Source organism: Corynebacterium sp. LK26, assembly GCF_014335085.1.
Taxonomy (GTDB): Bacteria; Actinomycetota; Actinomycetes; order Mycobacteriales; family Mycobacteriaceae; genus Corynebacterium; species Corynebacterium jeikeium_D.
In genome coordinates this window covers 176382-195948 of sequence record NZ_PDHB01000018.1, presented here as the reverse complement: position 1 = coordinate 195948, position 19567 = coordinate 176382, and the positions used below count along the sequence as shown (strand labels likewise).

The window sequence follows — 19567 nt, the reverse complement described above, 5'->3', positions numbered from 1 at the left end:
TTCGGCTCTGAGTTCAACTCAAAACAGGGTTACGTAGCAAAAATTGAGGGCTGCAAATTTGAAACTGTGTGAGTTTATGACACTTTCAGGCCATTTTTCGGGCCATTTTTGACATAAACGCAGTCAGTAACTCGCATCGCCCCACCGCCGCCAGCCATAAACGCAGTCAGTAACTCGCATTGGGTCAACACAGCACTGCGGGAGCCGAGCTGGCGTGAAGTCTTCTTACGCAGATGCGCGCATATTGAACTCCGCCTGAGAGTTCAACCAGTACTCCGGCTCGGTGTCAAAGTAGTCGGACAGTCGATTTGCGAGGTCAGTAGTGACCGCAGTGCGGCCGGTGCGAAAGCGCTCCAGAGTTGAGCTTGGCACGCCGATGGCAAGAGCCAGTCGGTAGATAGAGAGGTGTCGCGGCTCGAGGAAATTATCGTTCAAGATAGAACCAGGGTGCACAGGATGCGTGCTCAAAATGTTTACTCCTTATTTCATCGCTTCACTGGCATACGTTGTTTCCGCTTTGCCTTTCGCTTGAGCTCGAAAGCTCGAACGACCAGTTACCGCCGTTCGTCGAAAAGTATAAGGAGCGCCCGCTCAAAATGCATCCGGACATTTAACCCCCCAAAACATGTGGTTTTCAGGGGTACAGACACCCCCACTGTCCGAACGCTCCATAAATATTCCTATTTTTGTGGGCATTTCCACATTCTCGGAAGCCACATGTACTCGGCGCGAGCCGCAGGTACCGCAGCCTCTATGGGGCTCAATCCGCCATCGGCGCTACCATCTAGTGCATGACTACGACCACGCCATCCTCCGAGCCCGCCGTCGTCTTCGAGCTCACCGGCGACACGGTGACTATTACCGCAGATGGGCTCCGCCTTACCCACACCATCAACACGGCTAGCACCGCCCCCGCGAAGCCCCTCCCGCTTGCCGACGTTGCGGAGGTCGCATCGGCAAGTAAAAACGGTGTCTACACTCCGGCTAACCGCTTTTTCCCCGGCACGGTAGACCTCGGGGTAGCTTTGCCAAAGGCCCGTGTGATGCCTCATCGTCAGGCAGCAGCGCAGTTGCTGGCAGACCTCGTGGCGGAGATAGCCAAGAATCCTGAGTTCTACAACTCAGCAGATGCTTTTACTTCCACGTTGATGCCGTGGGTGGCACAGCGCGCGGCGGTCACCGAAGGCGTGAGTGTGGTTGAGGGCGCGGGCGACGTCGTAAAGCACTCCGTGCCTTTTGCACCGCTTCCTACTGGGGATGAGGTTGCGGTGTCAGACATCGCACCGTTTGCGGCGTTCGATGTAGAGACAGCGAACGAAGACACCGGCTCGATTATTCAGCTTGGCGTTGCGGTCGTGCGTGGCGGGAAGGTGACGGAGCGTTATTCCTGGATGTGCCGTCCGCCAAAGGGGCTGGAGTATTTTGATGAAGCCAATGTCGCGATTCATGGCATCACGGCGGCGGATGTGGCCGGTGAGCCGTCATTTCCGGAGCAGCTGGCGAAGTTTGTTGACGTCGTTGGGGATTTGGACGTAGTTGCTCACAATGCGCGGTTTGATTTCACAGCCCTGTCGCGGGCGTGCCGGGCGGAAGGCATTCCAGCACCGAAGTTGAATTTTGCGTGTACTTATATGTGGGCTCGGCAGATGCAGTTGGGGCTGCCCAATTTGAAGCTGCCGACATTGGCGGAGGCCGCGGGGGCGTCGCTGGAGAATCATCATGATGCGACGGCAGATGCGGTCGCATGTGCTGAGGTAGCGCTGTGGTTGATGGAGCAGCAGCGCGCAACATCGGTGGCTGATTTGAGCCAGAAGGTCTCGCTGAGCTTGGGCCAGATTGGCAGTGGACGAGTGCGGATGGTGCGCTATGACCCGGCTGGTGTCGCCAGCACTGGCGCCGGGACCAACGCGGGAACTGGTGCTGGTGCTGGTGCGCAGTCCGGCAGTTCCGCGCCGTCACGTCGGCCGCGTCGCAATGCGAAATGGGATGCGGCAAAGACACCGGACACCATTCCAGACCCGAATCCGGACGCGGATCCAAGCGGCCTGCTGTACCAGCAGCGGGTGACACTGACCGGCGATTTTGCACCGTATGACAAGGGTTTTCTGTGGGATAAGATCGCCTTTGCAGGTGCGAATATCAATAAGGGTGTCACGAAGAAAACGACCATTTTGGTCGCCGGTCCGTGGGATTCGGTGACGTCGAAGGAGAAGAGGGCTCGACAGCTGCAGGCCGAAGGCCAGGAAATCCAGATTTGGACTGAGAAGGAGCTCTTCACCGCACTTGGGCTGAATCCGGAAGAGGATGGAGCGTCCGAAGCAGGAGACACTGCGGACGGGACACCGAGCGCCAGCGCCGGGGACAACTCCAGTGAGTCGGTTCCGTTGTTCGGTTCTACTTCCCTGCCCGGCGATGACGGAATGCCACCCTTCTAGGCAACGTTCACGAGAAGAAATTCGCATTCGGACGGCGGGCGCAGACTCTGGGGCTAGCTGCAGCCACAGCGGTCAGGCAGCAGCTTTTCCTGGTGGGCGGTATAAAGGGGAACATGAGTCGCCGACCAATTACGTCCACCTACCGTCTCCAACTCCGTGGCCCCAAGGCCGACCCAAACGGGCGCGCTTTCACGTTCGCTGACGCGGCTGAACAGGTTGGCTACTTGGCAGACCTCGGAATTTCACATCTGTATCTGTCGCCTATCCTCACCGCCGTACCGGAGTCTAACCATGGCTACGATGTCATCGATCCGACGACGGTGAACCCGGAGCTCGGCGGCATGGAAGAGCTGCAGAAGCTCGCGCAGGTGGCGCACAAAGCCGGTCTGGGCATCATTATCGACCTGGTACCGAACCACCTCGGTGTTGAGGAGCCCAAGCTCAATGCCTGGTGGTGGGACGTTCTGACCTATGGCAAGGATTCTCAGTTCGAGCCATACTTCGACATCGACTGGCACGAGGACAACGGTGCCAACGGCAAGATGGGGTTGCCGATTCTGGGCTCCCCGGAGGATATCGACAAGCTGGAGCTCGACACGTCTGGTGACGAGCCACTTCTGCGTTACTACGACAATGCATTCCCGGTGCGCCCGGGCACCGAGGACGGCACCCCGCAGGAAGTACATGATCGCCAGGCCTATCGCCTGATGTACTGGAAGGACGGGGTCATTGGCTACCGTCGATTCTTCAGCGTCAACGGTCTGGCCGGCATCCGCCAGGAAAACCCGGTGGTATTCGAGCACACACACCGCATCATCCGCGAGCTGCTGGCAGCGGACATCATTGACGGTGTCCGCATTGACCACCCGGATGGCCTCAGCAACCCATTCGGATACCTCAGTGAGCTGCGCCGTCTACTCGGCGATGACAAGTGGCTGGTTATCGAGAAAATTCTGGGTGCCGAAGAGCCACTGGATCCGAGGCTCCAGGTTGACGGCACCACGGGTTACGACGCCCTGCGTGAGTTCGACAATGTCTTCGTCAACCGCGACTCCCGAGACGCCATGAGCATGTTGGCTCTGCAGCAGTCCGGTTCAACCTGGGACAAGACTGCCGTGCAGGCAACTGCGCAGGCTCTCAAGCACGATGTCGCTGCTCACGAGTTGGCTGCGGAGGTTCGTCGTCTAGCACGTGCCCTGCGCCGCGATAACTGGTCTATCAGCGGTACCAGCGTCAGCGATGAGGTACTTATCGACACCATCTGCAAGCTGGTCGCTGCCATGCCTGTCTACCGTTCGGACTATGTCTCCCTGTCACGAGTGGCTTCCACGGTCATTGGTGAAATGGCAGCGCGTTTCCCCTCGCGTGTCTTTGCTCTCGACCTCATTTCGGCAGGTTTGGTAGCCGGTGGTGAGGCCGCCACGCGGTTCGCGCAGGTCTGTGGTGCGGTCATGGCAAAGGGTGTCGAAGACACCACCTTCTACCGCGCCTGCCGCCTGATCAGCCTGAACGAAGTCGGCGGTGATTTGGGTCGCTACGGCATGTCGGCGGCGGAGTTCCACCTGTTGCAGTCGGAACGTGCTCGCCTCTGGCCACGAACCATGACCACGCTGTCCACGCACGACACCAAGCGCGGCGAAGATGTCCGAGCCCGCATCCTCCAGCTCTCCGATGTCTCCGGCGACTGGGCTGAAAATGTCCGCAACTGGATGGCCATCACCCCCGCCCCGGACGATGCCACCGGCTACTTCCTGCTGCAGAACATCATCGGAGTCTGGCCGACCGACGGCGTAATTACCGATGAACTGCGCGACCGCCTCCACGACTACGCCATTAAGGCCATCCGCGAGGCAGATGTGCACACCTCCTGGACGGAGCCGGTCGAGGAGTTCGAACTCGGCATCCGCAGCTGGATCGACGCGCTTCTCGACGGCCCCCTGACCGACTCCATCACAGAGTTCGTCCGCTCCATTGCGCCAGCTGCCCTGACCACGTCACTGTCGCGCAAGCTCCTCCAGCTTGTCGGCCCCGGCATCCCCGATACCTACCAGGGGACGGAGTTCACAGAGGACTCCCTGGTCGATCCCGACAACCGCCGCTTCGTCGACTACGATGCGCGCGTCGCGGCGCTGGATAAGGTTGCCCGCGATGAGGTCACGTCGGTAACTAAGAGTCCAGAGCACCCAGCTGAGCTGCCGGAGGACTTTACGGATGCCGATGCGGACGTCGCAAAGCTGATGGTGACTCACCACGGAGTGAAGCTGCGTGCGGAACGCCCGGAGTCCTTCGTCGGCGGCGCCTACCAGCCAGTATTCGCCGTGGGTGTCGGCGAGCGTCATTTGGTCGGTGCAGCACGTGGACCGAAGGGCGAGCCGGAAGATGTTATCGCGCTGGTGACGCGCCGTCCGCTGGGGCTGCAACGCGAAGGCGGTTGGGGCGACACTACAGTGACACTTCCCAAGGGATTCTGGACCGACCGTTTCACCGGCCATACCTGGTCCGGCACCATCGCCGTGGCTTCTCTGTTCAGCTCCTTCCCAGTAGCACTGCTGGTACGCGAGGACGATGACGACTAATCGAATGAAGGATTCGCTTGCCGACGGTTCCCGCGATCAGACCCGCAAGGCTCAGTTGGCGGAGGATCGAGAGGTTACACGTGCGCTGCAGTCGAAGTACGACTCGTGGGCAACTCGGCACCCCACCGCCGCGCAGGACTTTGTCGATGCGATTAAAGAGATTCTCTCCGATGCCGGTTTGGCCTTTGACAATGTCACGGCGCGGGTGAAGTCTTTCCGCTCATTGCGGCAGAAGGCCCTGCGTCGTGAAGCGGACGGCAACTACGTCTACCCTGACCCGTGGCACGATATCCACGACATCATCGGTGTGCGTGTAACCACGTACCATTCGACGGAGATTCCCGCGATCATGGATGCGCTGGGAGATTCGCTGACTGTGCTGCGTAGGATTGACAAAACCGCGGAGACACGAATCAGCGGCCGGTTGGGATACGGCTCCCAGCACTTGATCTGCAAGGTGTCGACGGCGGCGCCGTCAGAGCTAGCTCCATATGCGGATATGCAGTTTGAGGTGCAACTGCGCACTGTGCTGCAGCATGCGTGGGCGGAATTTGAGCACGATATTCGCTATAAGGCCCCTGAGGGAGCGACAGACCCGCGGATTGATCGAGCTTTTGCGCTGGCCGCTGGCCTTATTGAGCTCGCGGATCAGCAGTTCGACCAAGTCGTTGCCGTGCTGGAGGAATCCACGCCGGACGATTCCGCGCAGGGAGAGGGCAAACAGCCCTCAGCTCCGGCAAAGACCACAGCCGATGACATTGTGGTGACTGAGGAAACCCTACCCGGCGTGCTGACGATGCTGCTTCCAGATGCGCCCCGATCGAAATCAGAACATTACGGCTGGGCAGAAGAACTGCTGGAGCGCAATGGCATTCGCACTGTCGGGCAGCTGCGAGAGCTACTTAATCCGCAGCGCCTCAGCGCGGTAAGCAAGGCCATGAAGTACCGCTTTAACCCAGGCCATGTGCGTGTTATCGATGACCTACTACTAGCGGCTCGCGGTGAAAAGCACATCAAGGCCACTGCGGATACCAGCCATAACCCGAAGCGTCGACCAGCCCGTTTGCGCGCACGGTTGCAGCAACTAGCGGAGGCCGGGATGCCTATGAGCGACGTCCCCGAAGACGATCGAGCTGACGGCGATCGCGCTTCGTAGGCCGCCCGGCACCGCGGTCGCGCGTCGGCATCGATGCGAGAATCTCCCTCGGGGGCGGCGGCGGAGAGTGGTCGATATAGCACTGCCTGGCCACCGGAGCTCCGACCCGCTTCTTCACCGTCTTGGTGACCTCAACAATGTGTTCGCGGTGGTTTGCCCACAGTCGCACTCTATCCCCTGGAACGACCAGAACTGAGGGTTTCACGGCTTCGCCGTTGACTTTGACGTGGCCGCCACGGCACGCATCTGCGGCCAATGAGCGAGTTTTCAGCAACCTGACCGCCCAAATCCAGGCATCAATACGCACTGGCTCGGTAGACAATTGCTGCTGAGCAGGCATTTACTGCGGATCCTTGTAGTTCACAATCCGCTGAACCTTTTGCCAATTGAGAAAACCACCGACCAGGCCGACTACTGCCAGGATGAGGAATAGAGACATGCTTCCGGCTAGAAGTCCGAGCACTGCACCGCCGACGACACCACTGCCTGCCCATACAACGGCATTGCGGGAGTACTTTCGCACCGCGTTCTTGCGGAGCTCAATGGGGTTCTGAGGTTGGGGCTGAAGATAGCTCATGGAGTACATATTAGAGCGTTCTGGTCGCCCTGACGCATCGCATAGGTCGATAGGGCGTACAATTCGGGAAAAATTTCTACAGCTATAGCAAACCTGCTAGATATTCCTATTTGGGTAGGTAATTAACACAATGGCGTAGGTTGATTGCTAGTGTTAGTCCTATGACAGAAACTGTCCGCCCCCGCCACCGCATGGTCGACCGCGTTGCGGCGATCCTCGAACTCGTTGCGCGCTCTAACGAAGGTCTAACCCTCACTGACATCGCCCACACGCTGAACTATCCGCTCAGTACCACGCAGGGCCTTGTCAACGGTCTGACTGTGACAGGTTACCTTGACGAGTCCAACAAGCGTTACACGCTCGGCATGGCGCCGTTTCTGCTCAATGTCATGGCCGGTCGTCGCATGGTCAACGTTCCGACGGCTGAGCTCGAGGCGATTCACAACGAAACTGGCTTGATTACCGTGCTGGCACTGCCGGTTGGTGGCAAGCTTTTCTACCTCAAAACCGTCGGTGAATCCATGCGCTACCAGTACCTGACGGAGAACTTCCTGCCGCGCTCGCTGTTGCGCACCTCTGCAGGTTGGGTTTTGATGAGTCGGTTTGAAAAGCGCGAACTGTGGTCCTACCTGAACTCCGCGCGGCCGGAAGACCAGGTCTATGTGGATGATTTCCTCCGCCAGGCCGGGGAAATCGCAGAGACCGGCGTCTGTGCTGCCCCGGGTATTGCCGAAGGCGGTGGCGTTGACGGTGTCTCTATCGCAGTGGAGGAAGACGGTGCTACTGTCGCGGCAGTCTGCGTCTTCGGTCGGCCAGAAAAGATTGCGGAAAACAAGGACGAACTGGTGGAAATTCTCAAGCGTCATCGCGGCGCACACAACGGCGAGGAGTCCCCGAACCAGGGTTAGTGGCTGTTAGGCGCGCAGCTCCCACCAGATTTCGCCACCGTCCGTAGACGGCTCGCTAGCTCCCTTAGTCAGCGCCTGCATTTCGCCGTCAAGCTGGGCAATCCCATCGGCAGTCACTGCGATGGAAAACTCCACGTGCTGCCCCCACCGCGTTTCCACAATCTCATAGCCGCGAGCACGCAATTCTGCCTCGATGCGACCGGCATCTGCAGCGGAGACACTCACTACTCTCAGGGCTCTTTGCACTCGACGCATGCGCGTGACTTTTTCTAGACACTCTGAGACCGAATCCGAATAAGCCCTTACAAGCCCGCCCGTGCCCAATTTGATGCCGCCAAAATAGCGGATTACTACGGCGGTGACATTCGTCATTCCAGAGCCTTGGAGCACATCGAGCATCGGGCGCCCTGCCGTGCCACCAGGTTCACCGTCATCTGAGGATCGCTCCACCCGATTTCCTCCGACGACCTCATGAATGTATGCGCTGCAGTGGTGGCGAGCATCCGGGTACTCCGCCTTGGCCAAATTAATGACCTCTCGGGCGCTATCTTCGTCGTCGGCACGCGCAATCCACGTAATGAAGCGCGATTTCTTAATCTCGATTTCATTCGTGACGATGTCACCGTCGGCGGGGACAATCAGCTCGATGTCACGCTGATTCTGCGTCGCTTCGGTCGAAGTGGATGGCTCGGTGGTCATAGTGTCCATTGTTGCGTATGGGCTTCGTGCACACCCAATCACCGTCGGTCGCTACTATCTCGACCTCACCTTGGGCTCACCTCAAATCCGCAGTGGTCGAAAAAGTTTCACTGTGTCAATCCGCTGACTGACCTACCATGGTGCTCATGAGCAACTACCGAGTCTGGGCCCCGTACGCTTCCGAAGTCCGTCTGCTGTTGGGCAATCCTGACGCGCCTGCGATTTTTGATATGCATCCAATCGCTGATGCCACCAATGGCTACGGCGCCAACTCCGGTTGGTTCGAAGCTGACGTGGCTCGCACACCGGGGGATCGCTACGCCTTTTCGCTGCGGGCACATGCGGGATACGGCGCGCCTGATGGCGAATCGGGGGACGGCTCCTCCCCCGCTGTCGGTGACTGGACAATACCGCTGCCGGATCCGCGTTCACAGTCCCAGCCGGATGGTCCGCATGGTTTCTCCGAGGTCGTTGACTTGAGTGCCTATAAGTGGAAGGACTCGGCCTGGTCGGGTCGGATTCTGCCAGGAGGTCTGATTTATGAGCTGCATGTGGGTACCTTCAGCGATTCTGGCGATTTCGAAGGTTTGGTGGAACATCTAGACCATCTGATTGAGCTGGGAGTGACACACATTGAGCTGATGCCAGTGCAGCCTTTCGGCGGTGACCGTAATTGGGGCTATGACGGTGTGTCCTGGCACAGTGTCCACGAGGGCTACGGTGGCCCGCGGGGCCTACAAAAGCTGATTGATACGTGCCATCGCAAGGGGTTGGCCGTCATTTTGGATGTGGTCTATAACCACTTCGGTCCAGACGGCAACTATGTGGGATTTTTCGGGCCCTACACCGCTGGTGGTTCGACGGGTTGGGGTGAGGTTGTCAATCTCACCGGCGACAACTCTGATGAGGTGCGTGCCTACATTTTGGATGCAGTGCGCCAATGGTTGGTGGATTACCACGTCGACGGTCTGCGCCTGGACGCAGTCCATGCTCTGCATGATGAGGGGGCATTCCACATTCTGGAGCAGATGCAGGTTGTCGCAGACACTGTCGCAGCCGAGACTGGTATTCCGCGTTCCTTGATTGCAGAGTCCGATCAAAATGATCCGCGCTTGGTCCGCCCGCGGGCTGCCGGTGGCTTTGGCCTCAACGCTCAGTGGGATGATGACGTCCACCATGCGCTGCACACGTTGATCTCTGGCGAAGACCACGCCTACTACTCGGACTTTGGTTCGGTGGAAGCGCTGGCTAGCGCTTTGGAAACCGGCTTCTGGCACACGGGCACAATGTCGACATTCCGCGGTCGTACTCACGGCCGCCCCTTTAACCTGTCTGTCCAGCCCATGCATGCTTTTGTGACGTACACAACCACGCATGATCAAACGGGTAACCGCGCTGTCGGTGACCGTCCGTCGATGAACCTCACCCCGGCGCAGCAGGTTTTAAAGGCAGCAGTTATCGCATGCAGTCCTTTCACCCCGATGCTCTTCCAAGGTGAGGAGTGGGGTGCCTCTACCCCATTTGCTTTCTTCTGCTCCCATGAAGATCCGGAGCTGCAGCGGCTCACGCGCGAGGGACGCCTACGTGAGTTTGCCCGTGCCGGGTGGGATCCGAAGGAGGTATTCGATCCATCGGATCCAGAGACCTTTAATCGCTCGAAGCTCAATTGGCAGGAGGTCTCGGAGGGCTCGCACGCCACTATTCTGTCGGCCTACCGCGATCTCTTCGCGCTGCGGAAGTCACACCCGTCGCTTCGCACTCCGTGGTCGGCATCTGTAGTGACTGAGTATGACGAGGACAATCGTTGCCTCGTCGTTGTGCGCAGCCAGGATGAGCGCGAAATGGGTGCCCGAAACTCGGATGCCTTTGAAACTGTCGCTTTGGTTGCGAATTTCTCCGACGCCGAAACCAGCGTCAGCCTGGATTCCGAGTTCGGTTCCGCCCACCTGCTACACACTTTTGAGGACGCAGCAGCCAGCATCATCAATGACGAAGCTGCTGGTCCCGAAATCTCGCTTCCAGCGTGGGGCTACGCTGTCGTCTCGCTCAGCTAGTCAGCCGGATTTTCAGCCTCGGTGTCGGACTCTTCCTCATCCGCCGCACCCGACTCGGGTGCTGGCCACGGCAACTCGGTGACATCACCGTGGAGGACGTGAGCCACCAACGCGTCTGCGATGAGAATATCGCTCATCACCAACGTCGGAACCAGGTCCGCCAGCTGAGCCCACATCGGAATCAGCTCACGGACAGCGGCGACACTGGCATCAGAGTTCTCAGCCTGAGTACGAGCCAATACGCGGGCAGCCACTGCAATAAGCAGTGACGTTCCCGGCACCAGAGTCCAGTGCAGCGAAGGATCATCCGCATCGATGCCGTCGAGCTTGTGGAAGCGCACATTGACCGCCTTGCGCAGTCGTGGAGACGCCTTCGATACCGTCTTAAACAACACCCGAGAGGCGGCGGCAAGCTGGGTCATGACACCGGATTCCACAATCTCAGCACGATTGCGTACCACTTCGTAGATTGCGGTGAAGCGAGCGTCATCGTCGGTCAGCGGACCCGGGACCATGCGGTAAGGATCAAAGACCTGCGACAGAATAGCGCTGGCCTGTGCTTCCGGCAGCGAGGTAATCTGCACCGAGCTCTGGTCGATAGTAGCGGACTCCAGGGTGGTGTCCTGGCCGCTGGCAGCAATGTCCAGCAGTCCCTGGCCACCAGTTGTGCGCAGGTAATCCAGCTGACGAGAACGGTCCACGCTCTCATCAGTGAGATCCGCCAATGCTGCCAATGCACCGAGCCACGGCACACGGCGACGCCCCGGCACTGGCTTAGTAGCGCTGAAGTCTCCCAGCACGAGTCCGGAGGCGATAAACATACCCGGCTGATCGTCGAGCGCGATGACTGAACGGTTCAACGCTGCCAGACCGGCGCGTGGTTCGGCACACAAGATCGCACCCAACCTAGGTGCGGCCAGCAGCGGATTCGCCTGCGCCATGTCGGTTGCACGACCAGCCCGCAAGGTCGCCAGTAGCGTCCACAAACGTGCGAGCTGATCCTGATTTAGCTCGCCCCACAGTTCCTGCGCGCGAGCAACGGAATCGGTGTCCTCGCCATCGAGGTCGATAGCCTCTGCATCATCGACATGATTCAGAATGGTCGACCCGGCCGCCGGCCACTGCGGGTGGCGTTCCTTTTCCACACCGAGAGTCACCTGCGCGACGAATGGGCCGAGGCCGCGGAGTTCGGCGGGAAGCTCGCATTCACCCTCCACGACTTCCAGGGCGACGGGCTCGCGCCACGGCTGACCGGCGGCCCAGAGCCACAGGGTCATCGGCAAGTGCGAAACATCGTCAGCAACATCAACCTCGATGATGTCAGTGGCTTCATCGTTGAAGGCAATCTGGCGGATGGCATCGCGGGAGGAGGCCTCCACCAGCGGTACAGACAGGCGCTTCCGTCCCGTCACACGTGTCCAGTCCAAACTAATGCGCAGGGCCTTCAGCAGAGAGATACGGTCGGCAAACTTGCCGAACTCCGCGTAGCCAGTATCGCCGAATCGCTTGATGGGGACGCGGCAGATGTCGCGCTCACCGCTGGAAACTGCAACATGCGCATGGCGCAACTCGCCCGGGGCATTGACGACAATCTTGCCGAAGGCATCGACACGCTTCGGGCGGGTGACCAATGTAGTGGTGCGGCGGGCGACGGATTCGTCGGCAAGCGGAACCTCAAACTGCAGCGTGCCTGGCGTGACCTGCAACTGCAGCCATGCGCCCTCGTCGGTGGAAAGCTCGACGGTACCGCTGACTTCGTCCGCCCCGAGGCGCACGATAGCGGGCTCGGCGTCAAGCGGCTTGTCGCCGGAGACAACGCGGATGTCGGCGGGGCTCAGACCGTCGATGGTTGGGATGCGGAAGCCGTCACCACCACCGCTGTAAGTGATCGTGAGGTCCGCCTGCTCCGCAATGGCGAAGTGCTTCTGGAAGCTGCGGCCACGCGGATTGACCAGGCGAACCACGAACTCGCCGACCCACGGATAATCATCATCGGTAAGGATCTCAACCTCGCCACCCGCGGCGGGCACCTCGAGGTCATAGACCATGACGGAATCCGTGGTAAACGCACCATAGCCACCAAAATCGGTGACGATAGCACGCCAGGACTCGTCCTTACCGGACAGCGTCGGCGGGAACACAGCGACCGGCCCACCCGCGTAAACCGGGGTGCCGTAGGCAGACACCGTGCCGTCGAGACGCGCGTGGGGCATGGTCATTCGCGGTTGCCGCTGCGGTGATGCCGAGCGAACCTCGCCAGTCGCCCCAGACCGACGAACCTGAACTGCATGAACATCGCGAAGATCGATCTCAGCGACTTGCCACAACTCCCAGTTAAATGGGCGCGGGTCCGATAGCAATGGCACCTCAGCACCCGTGACGGGGTCAACGAGCGTGGCATCAACCGGGTAGACCACCGTAGCGGACGTCGAGTGTAGCGAGACCTTGTCTGTGACCGACTGACCGTCGGCACCGAAAATGAGAATCGGGTCCTCAGTGCTAATCGCAGGGACTCGCCAGTGCTTCTCATCGCCGATTTCCACCAGCACATCGCGCACCGGCTCATCGATGGTCACCACTGGACGCGGCAGCGAATCCTGCAGGCCCACCACCGGCGTCGTTGCTACCGTGCCGCCGAAGGTGACACGCCAGGTCCGTCCCGCCGGATCCAGCGGCGTCGGTAGCTGTACGCCAACGGTCTGCGTCAGCTCATCGAAGTACAGCTGCGGGCGGCCGGTCGTTGCCACCACGCCCACCGCTTCACGACGATTCGCAGTACCCGCCGGACGCATACGCAGCTCTTCACGCGCAGCGGCCACCAGCATGGGCGGCAGCCCCGCATCGAGCTGGCCGAGTTCTTCCCGGGCCTCCCAGTTGGCCGGATCGGCAGCCGTGGCAATGGCGTAGCCGAGGGTTGCCTTAAACAACTTGTGTGCCTGACGAGGTGCCGTCCTGGCCAACTGCCGCAGCGCCAGCGGGTAGACACCATCTTCCGCCTCTGCGATTTCGGTCAGCAGCTCCTCGAGCAGCGGGTGAACCTTCGACAGCGCCTGTACCAAGTCATTTGATGAAGGGTCGGATAGCTCCGCTACCCCGGCAAGTTCCTCGCAGCGCTCGATAATCAGTGGCATCACTGACAGCTGCACTCCCGCGTGCAGCAAAAGCACCTGCGCTGCCCGCTGCAGCGGATCCGCGTCGGCTTGGTTGCTGTCGACGTCGTTAGGCAAACCAGCATTGGACAGCATTGTCGGCACTGCGGCGGCGAGGTGCTCGATGAGCGCGCCGGTAGTGTCAGCGTCTGGATCCAACTGCAGAGCCGCAGGCCAGTCCAGCCACATTTCGCTTGCCGACGCAACACGCGCGGCGCGTCCTACCAGCGAGGCAAGGGTGACCAGCGGGTGATTGTCAACGACACTCTTCGCGGCTTCAATATCGGCGGCAGTACCGCCCGCCAGATGATGGGCCAGGAGCGTTCCCAGGAAGCGGTCGATACGCTCAACCTCGTCCATCGCCAGCCCTGACCAGACAAACAGTGGCTCAACTTTGGCCTGTGTGGCAGATTCCAACAGCCCTGGAATCCGGGTGGCCAGGTCCTGCTCTGCGGCAGCCAGCCACATTTCGACAATCACGGTATTTTCCACTCGGACACCCTGGTCGACACTGCTTGCCCCAGTCATAGTGGGTGGACGCTCCCCTTCGCTACAAAGCTTGCTCGAAAAGATTCATTTAATTAACGGAGCTGGGAGGACTTCCTCGGAAGTTTCCCAGCTGGACCCAGCAAGTCTAGGTCAAAAAGTCATACTCTGGTGTGCCGGGTACCAGTCGGCGGCACTTCAGCGGCGAGGCATCCATGCGTGCCAGCAATTCCTCGAGGTCAGAGGCACGACGTAGCTCAATACCGACAAGAGCCGCGCCAGTTTCGCGGTTGTTGCGCTTGAGGTACTCGAACTGCGAGATGTCGTCATCCGGGCCGAGAACATCGCTGAGGAACATACGCAGCTGGCCGGGCTTCTGCGGGAAGTTGACCAGGAAGTAGTGCTTGAGGCCGCGGTAGACCAGCGAGCGCTCCATGATCTCGGCATAGCGCAGCACGTCGTTATTACCGCCCGAGATGATGCAGACAACAACCTCGTCCGGTTCAAACTGCATCTGCTCCAGAGCTGCCACAGACAGCGCACCGGCCGGCTCAGCGATGATCCCTTCGTTCTGATAGAGATCCAGCTGCGCCTCACAGACCGCGCCCTCCGGCGCAATCATCGGATGAACGCGGTTGCGGTTGGCCTCCAGGATGTGCCATGGCAGGTCACCGAAACGGGCCACCGCGGCGCCATCGACGAACGGATCGGTGTGCCCCAGCGTAATCGGGCCGTTGTTCTCCAGGGCTGCGCGCATGCAGGCCGCACCCGCAGGTTCCACACCCATGACCTGGGTGTTCGGCGACATATCCGACAGGTAAGAGGTGACACCGCTGAGCAGACCACCGCCACCGACCGGTACGCAGATGGTATCCAGAGTCAACCCCTGACCGGAGAGCTGCGCAATAATTTCAGCTGCGACAGTGCCTTGTCCGACGATGGTGTTGAAGGAGTCGAATGGCTCCACCATGGTGGCACCAGTGCGCTGTGCGTCAGCACGCGCCGCAGCGGCGGCCTCATCGAAGGAGTCCCCGACAACGACAATCTCAACGGCATCGCGGCCGTGGTAAGCGATACGGTCGCGCTTCTGCTTCGGCGTGGCATTGGGCACATAGATGCGCCCCTTAATACCCAGCTGACGACAGGCATATGCCACGCCTTGAGCGTGGTTTCCTGCAGATGCCGCAACGACGCCTGCTGCTCGCTCTTCGTCGGTGACCTGAACCATGGCGTTGTAGGCACCGCGAATCTTGTACGAGCGCACGTCCTGGAGGTCTTCCCGCTTGAGGAATACCTTAGCGCCGGTGATTTCGGAAAGACGTGGGCTGAACTGCAGCGGAGTGGCCGCAATAACCGAAGAAATTCGTGCCTGCGCAATCTGAATATCGGCCGCGTGGACAAGTCGGCGTTCGGTCTGGGAAGCAGGCACGGAATTCTCACTCATGAGCTATGACTCTACTCGGTCATACAACCGGTTGCGACAATCAGGGCCACGATAAGCTACCCCAAAATGCTGGCCCCAATCGTCGCCTTCAGATCACCAATCAAGCTGGCGTCCCGGTCAACCCGCAAGTGCTCGCCGAGAACCAAAGTGGTGTGGGAATCGCCGTCGACAAGCTTGAGGTAAACGTCGGAGTCGCCTGGGTTGTCCAGCAGTACTGACTTCAGCTTGGCAATCATCTCCGGAGTGCACTGATCAGTGCGCATGGTCAAACGCAGCGGCGCCGAAGTGGAGCCATTACGGCCAAGATCCGGCAGCTTCAGGTCATCACAGACCACACTCATGCGGTCATCGCGGTACTGAACGCGAGCACGAATAAGCACAATGGCGTCTTCAGCAATGCTGGTGGCAATCATCGCGTAGGTCCTCGCAAAAGCCATGACTTCCACGCGCGCGCCGTTGTGGTCCTCAATACCGATAATCGCCCAGGGCTGACCGTTCTTATTCACGCGACGGTCAACGCTAGAGACAATGCCACCAATAGTGATTTCGGTGTTGTTAGCGACTTCCCCACCGACGACCGTGGTCAAAGCGGTATCGGTCTGCGCGGCCAGCGATTCTTCGAACCCATCGAGTGGATGACCGGAGACATAGAGGCCCAGCATTTCTCGTTCCAGGGTCAGCTCGTGCTTGCGATCCCACTTTTCATCCGGCACACGGATTTCAAAGATGCTCTCCGATCCGGTGTCCTCTTCCCCACCGAAGCCCGCAAACAGGTCGAACTGTCCCTTGTCTGCAGCCTTCTTGGTCGACAGCACCGAGTCAATGGCTTCTTCGTGAATGAGCGCAAGGCCCTTTCGTGGGTGCCCCAGCGAGTCGAAAGCGCCGGCCTTAATCAGCGACTCGGTGATGCGCTTGTTACACGGCAGCGTCTCAATCTTGTCCAGATAGTCCGAGAACGACGTGAACTTGCCCTTCTCCTCGCGCGTCTTCACAATCGACGCGACCACATCATGGCCGACGTTGCGGATAGCGCCAAGGCCGAAGCGAATATCCTCACCGACCGGCTCGAAGTCCATACCCGACTCATTGACATCCGGCGGCAGCACCTTAATGCCAAGGTGGCGACAGTCCGACAGATAAATAGCCAGCTTGTTCTTATCATCCGCCACCGAGGTCAACAGCGCCGCCATGTACTCAGCGGTGTAGTTGGCCTTCAGATACGCGGTCCAGTAGGACACCAGGCCGTAGCCCGCCGCGTGAGACTTGTTAAACGCGTACGAAGCGAAGGGCAGAATAATATCCCACAGCTTCTGGACAGCATCCTTAGAGAAACCATTTTCCAACATGCCGCCTTCGAAGTTCACGAACTCCTTGGCCAGCACCTCGGGCTTCTTCTTACCCATGGCCTTACGGAAACCATCTGCTTGGCCCGCGGTGTAATTCGCCAGCTTCTGCGAGATCTTCATGATCTGCTCCTGGTACACAATCAGGCCGTGTGTTTCTTCCAGGATTTCTTTCAGCTGCTCATCCAGTTCCGCGTGGATGGCGTTATAAGGCTTGCGACCATTCTTAATATCCGCGTAGTCAAAGTGCGCGTTCACACCCATCGGCCCCGGACGGTACAGCGCCAGCGATGCCACGATGTCGTCGAAGCCCGTTGGCTGCATGCGCTTGAGCAGCTCACGCATTCCGCCACCATCGAGCTGGAACACGCCGAGGGTGTCACCGCGTGACAGGAGCTCATAGACCTTTGGATCATCGGTCTGAAGGTCATCGAGCAGAACTGTCTCGCCTCGGTTGGACTTGATGTGCTCAATACAGTCACCGATAACCGTCAGGTTTCGAAGACCCAGGAAGTCCATCTTCAACAGACCGATGGCCTCACACGCCGGATAGTCCCAGCCAGTGATAATCGCGCCGTCAGTCTGTCGCTTCCACATCGGGATGTGATCCAAGAGTGGCACCGACGCCATCACCACGGCACAAGCGTGCACGCCGGTCTGCCTAACGACGCCCTCGAGACCACGGGCTGTCTCGTAAATTCGAGCCACATCCGGGTCGGTTTCAATAAGCTGACGAACCTCGGCGGCCTCGCCGTAGCGTGGGTGCTCCGGGTCGACGATGCCGCTCAGCGGAATGTCCTTAGCCATAATCGCAGGTGGCAGCGCCTTAGTAATGCGGTCTGCAATCTGGTAACCCGGCTGACCGAACTGCACACGCGCCGAGTCCTTCAGAGCCTGCTTGGTCTTCACCGTACCGAAGGTGACCACCTGCGCCACCTTGTCTTCGCCCCAGCGATCTGCCGCGTAGCGAATCATCTCATCGCGGCGGCGGTCGTCGAAGTCGATATCGATATCCGGCGCGGACGGACGCTCTGGGTTCAGGAATCGCTCGAAGAGAAGACCGTGCTCAATCGGGTCGATATTGGTAATCCACGTCGCGTATGCAACCAGGGAACCGGCAGCGGAACCACGCCCCGGACCGACCTTGATGCCCACCTCACGGGCATGGCGAATCAACTCCGCAACGATAAGGAAGTACGACGGGTAGCCCTTACCGTCAATAACCTCAATTTCGTACTCCGCGCGCCGGATGTACTCCTCCGGTACCTCGCGCCCTTCAAAGCGCTTGCGCAGCCCCTCCATCACGTTGTGATGCAGCCATGTCGTCGGCGTCTCCCCTTCCGGAACGTCCGCCTTCGGCATGCGATCGTGCGGGTGCTCCTCCCACAGCTCGTCGTAGTCCTCGACGCGCTCTGCGATGAGCAGCGTGTTATCGCAGGCACCCGGGACTAGGTGATCCCAGGTCGCGCGCATTTCTTCGGCGGACTTAATAAAGTAGCCATCACCGTCGAACTTAAAACGGTCCGGGTCATTGAGCGTCTTGCCCGTCTGCACACAGAGCATGGCCTCGTGAGCCTTGGCCTGGTCACGGGTGACGTAGTGGCAGTCATTCGTAACCAGTGGCGGCAGGTTCAGCTTCCGGCCAATCTCCAGTAGCTCACTGCGCACGCGGGTCTCAATATCCAGCCCGTGATCCATCAGTTCAAGGAAGTAGTTTTCCTTGCCGTAGATGTCCTGCCACATCCCGGCGGCCTGCAGAGCCTCGTCGAACTGCCCCAGACGCAGACGCGTCTGCACATCACCCGACGGACACCCAGTGGTCGCGATAATGCCCTCGGCGCGTTCTGCCACCAACTCGGCATCCATACGCGGGTACTTACTAATTTGTCCCTCATACGATGCCATCGACGACAGGTAGAACAGGTTCCGCAGGCCCTGCGCATTCGCAGCCAACATGGTCTGGTGCAAGTAGGAGCCACGACCCGAGACATCGTCTCGACGCTGATGCGGTTCACCCCACTGAATGCGCTTTTTATTAAAACGGCTCTCCGGCGCCATATATGCCTCAATGCCGATGATTGGCTTGATGCCCTTGGACTTCATCTGCCGATAGAACGCATTCGAGCCAAACATATTGCCGTGGTCGGTGACACCGACCGCAGGCATTCCCTGTCGCGCAACCTCGTCGGCAAGCAAATCGATCTTCGCCATACCGTCGAGCATGGAGTACTCGGTGTGATTGTGGAGGTGCACGAAGGAGGAGTTAGCCATGAGTCCAGATTGTAGACAATCCCCCGGATTGAACACGATTCCTTCGAACACCGCTGGTCAGAGGGGTTCCGCCACCCACACCGTCGTCACGCTTGATGACGACAACCTCGTCGCGTCCGTTATCCCCCAGCAAATGGCGGCAACACGTCCAGAGTTTCGACTCCGCTGACGCTGGCAGAGCCGTCGATGCGCTTGCCGTCGGCGAGGAACGAACACTGCTCCGCGACCTGGCTCAGTGTTAGCCCTGAGTCCGTAGTTCCCGGGTAGCGCTGAGATAGCTCGTCGATGACGTCAGCGACAGTGGCGTAGTTGTCTTCCAGCTGCACGGACTCTTTTCCAACTGCGGCCATTGCGGCGGCGTACAAGCGAACTTGAATCATTGAACTCCACTGCCTTACACAATCAGCGATGAAATATTGCGTATATTAAATACTAGTAAAACTGCGATGGTGAAGGCCTTTTCGGAGAC

General features: G+C 59.4%; 13 protein-coding genes. 5 read left to right on the top strand and 8 right to left on the bottom strand.

The genetic code is table 11. The features are described from left to right. Window positions 1-225: 225 nt before the first annotated feature. Entirely contained in the window at window positions 226-468 is a 243-nt protein-coding gene (locus CRD13_RS10455; protein WP_005510305.1) for a HigA family addiction module antitoxin, read from the bottom strand. Between the two features lie 323 nt (window positions 469-791). On the opposite strand from CRD13_RS10455, the gene CRD13_RS10450 reads away from it, so the two are divergent. From CRD13_RS10450 to CRD13_RS10440, 3 genes are all read left to right on the top strand, one after another. Beyond that, window positions 792-2435, top strand: coding sequence for an exonuclease domain-containing protein (locus CRD13_RS10450; RefSeq protein WP_187401579.1), 1644 nt, complete (start codon window positions 792-794; stop codon window positions 2433-2435). 113 nt (window positions 2436-2548) lie between these two features. Further along, the gene (gene treY, locus CRD13_RS10445) at window positions 2549-5011 is read left to right on the top strand and encodes a malto-oligosyltrehalose synthase (protein ID WP_187401578.1); all 2463 of its coding nucleotides are present in this window, start codon (window positions 2549-2551) and stop codon (window positions 5009-5011) included. Beyond that, window positions 5001-6167 carry a GTP pyrophosphokinase family protein gene (locus CRD13_RS10440; protein ID WP_070603108.1) on the top strand — a complete coding sequence of 389 codons (1167 nt, stop codon included), beginning with the start codon at window positions 5001-5003 and terminating at the stop codon, window positions 6165-6167. Before treY ends, CRD13_RS10440 begins: the two co-directional genes overlap by 11 nt. On the opposite strand, the gene CRD13_RS10435 is transcribed toward CRD13_RS10440, so the two are convergent. Beyond that, the gene (locus tag CRD13_RS10435; protein ID WP_080969602.1) at window positions 6115-6507 is read right to left on the bottom strand and encodes an RNA-binding S4 domain-containing protein; all 393 of its coding nucleotides are present in this window, start codon (window positions 6505-6507) and stop codon (window positions 6115-6117) included. The two genes, CRD13_RS10440 and CRD13_RS10435, sit on opposite strands and share 53 nt — an antisense overlap. Beyond that, window positions 6508-6753 carry a hypothetical protein gene (locus CRD13_RS10430; protein ID WP_005510313.1) on the bottom strand — a complete coding sequence of 82 codons (246 nt, stop codon included), beginning with the start codon at window positions 6751-6753 and terminating at the stop codon, window positions 6508-6510. It lies immediately after the preceding gene. 152 nt (window positions 6754-6905) lie between these two features. Between CRD13_RS10430 and CRD13_RS10425 the strand changes: the two genes are divergently transcribed. Beyond that, a complete protein-coding gene (locus CRD13_RS10425) occupies window positions 6906-7652 on the top strand; it encodes a helix-turn-helix domain-containing protein (RefSeq protein WP_016422973.1) in 747 nt (248 codons plus the stop codon). Between the two features lie 6 nt (window positions 7653-7658). Here the strand turns inward: CRD13_RS10425 and CRD13_RS10420 are convergent, their stop codons facing one another. After that, window positions 7659-8360 carry a YigZ family protein gene (locus tag CRD13_RS10420; protein ID WP_187401577.1) on the bottom strand — a complete coding sequence of 234 codons (702 nt, stop codon included), beginning with the start codon at window positions 8358-8360 and terminating at the stop codon, window positions 7659-7661. Between the two features lie 128 nt (window positions 8361-8488). On the opposite strand from CRD13_RS10420, the gene treZ reads away from it, so the two are divergent. Further along, window positions 8489-10405: a malto-oligosyltrehalose trehalohydrolase gene (gene treZ, locus CRD13_RS10415; protein ID WP_187401576.1), complete on the top strand. Its 1917-nt coding sequence runs from the start codon at window positions 8489-8491 to the stop codon at window positions 10403-10405. On the opposite strand, the gene CRD13_RS10410 is transcribed toward treZ, so the two are convergent. The 4 genes from CRD13_RS10410 to CRD13_RS10395 form a co-directional block, all read right to left on the bottom strand. Beyond that, complete coding sequence (locus tag CRD13_RS10410; protein WP_069359180.1) at window positions 10402-14082, bottom strand: hypothetical protein; 3681 nt, start codon at window positions 14080-14082, stop codon at window positions 10402-10404. The two genes, treZ and CRD13_RS10410, sit on opposite strands and share 4 nt — an antisense overlap. A 106-nt stretch (window positions 14083-14188) precedes the next feature. Beyond that, a complete protein-coding gene (ilvA, locus tag CRD13_RS10405) occupies window positions 14189-15484 on the bottom strand; it encodes a threonine ammonia-lyase IlvA (RefSeq protein WP_049190440.1) in 1296 nt (431 codons plus the stop codon). A 56-nt stretch (window positions 15485-15540) separates the two neighbouring features. Next, window positions 15541-19098: a DNA polymerase III subunit alpha gene (gene dnaE / locus CRD13_RS10400; RefSeq protein ID WP_126108084.1), complete on the bottom strand. Its 3558-nt coding sequence runs from the start codon at window positions 19096-19098 to the stop codon at window positions 15541-15543. A gap of 119 nt (window positions 19099-19217) precedes the next feature. Then, a complete protein-coding gene (locus CRD13_RS10395) occupies window positions 19218-19478 on the bottom strand; it encodes a MoaD/ThiS family protein (protein ID WP_218641889.1) in 261 nt (86 codons plus the stop codon). Window positions 19479-19567: the final 89 nt, after the last annotated feature.

Excerpts from the sequence above, each read along its gene's own strand:
- dnaE (WP_126108084.1), bottom strand. The coding sequence starts at position 19,098 with ATGGCTAACTCCTCCTTCGTGCACCTCCACAATCACACCGAGTACTCC.
- CRD13_RS10410 (WP_069359180.1), bottom strand. The coding sequence starts at position 14,082 with ATGACTGGGGCAAGCAGTGTCGACCAGGGTGTCCGAGTGGAAAATACC.
- CRD13_RS10425 (WP_016422973.1), top strand. The coding sequence starts at position 6,906 with ATGACAGAAACTGTCCGCCCCCGCCACCGCATGGTCGACCGCGTTGCG.
- CRD13_RS10435 (WP_080969602.1), bottom strand. The coding sequence starts at position 6,507 with ATGCCTGCTCAGCAGCAATTGTCTACCGAGCCAGTGCGTATTGATGCC.
- CRD13_RS10430 (WP_005510313.1), bottom strand. The coding sequence starts at position 6,753 with ATGTACTCCATGAGCTATCTTCAGCCCCAACCTCAGAACCCCATTGAG.
- CRD13_RS10450 (WP_187401579.1), top strand. The coding sequence starts at position 792 with ATGACTACGACCACGCCATCCTCCGAGCCCGCCGTCGTCTTCGAGCTC.
- ilvA (WP_049190440.1), bottom strand. The coding sequence starts at position 15,484 with ATGAGTGAGAATTCCGTGCCTGCTTCCCAGACCGAACGCCGACTTGTC.
- CRD13_RS10395 (WP_218641889.1), bottom strand. The coding sequence starts at position 19,478 with ATGATTCAAGTTCGCTTGTACGCCGCCGCAATGGCCGCAGTTGGAAAA.
- CRD13_RS10420 (WP_187401577.1), bottom strand. The coding sequence starts at position 8,360 with ATGGACACTATGACCACCGAGCCATCCACTTCGACCGAAGCGACGCAG.
- CRD13_RS10440 (WP_070603108.1), top strand. The coding sequence starts at position 5,001 with ATGACGACTAATCGAATGAAGGATTCGCTTGCCGACGGTTCCCGCGAT.
- treZ (WP_187401576.1), top strand. The coding sequence starts at position 8,489 with ATGGTGCTCATGAGCAACTACCGAGTCTGGGCCCCGTACGCTTCCGAA.
- treY (WP_187401578.1), top strand. The coding sequence starts at position 2,549 with ATGAGTCGCCGACCAATTACGTCCACCTACCGTCTCCAACTCCGTGGC.